This is a genomic window from Streptomyces sp. NRRL WC-3549 (assembly GCF_000721935.1).
Classification (GTDB): Bacteria; Actinomycetota; Actinomycetes; order Streptomycetales; family Streptomycetaceae; genus Streptomyces.
This window is the reverse complement of sequence record NZ_KL585425.1, coordinates 124,390-124,644: the sequence shown is the minus strand read 5'-3', so window position 1 is coordinate 124,644 and position 255 is coordinate 124,390. Positions and strand designations below refer to the sequence as shown.

Annotated in this window: 1 pseudogene; it reads right to left on the bottom strand. The window is 68.6% G+C overall.

What is annotated here, in order from left to right:
* A pseudogene (locus IH13_RS0128320) lies at window positions 1–246 on the bottom strand (hypothetical protein); the annotation flags it as partial.
* Window positions 247–255: the final 9 nt, after the last annotated feature.

Here is a 255-nt window from a genome sequence, read left to right as displayed (position 1 = left end):
CGGGGTCGCCGCGACGATCGCCACGATCGTGGTCTTCTTCTTGTCGTCCGGCGGCTTCGGGCCGCCGGGCGGTCCCGGCACGGCGTACTGCGGCACGGTGGGCTGCTGGTAGGGGTTCGGCTGCGGGTACCCGGGCGGACCCTGCGGGTGCCCCGGCTGCTGATACCCCGGCTGCTGGTAGGGGTTCGGCTGCTGGTACGGGTTCTGGTTCTGGTCCTGCGGGTTCTGCTCCTGTCTCTTATACACATCTCTGAT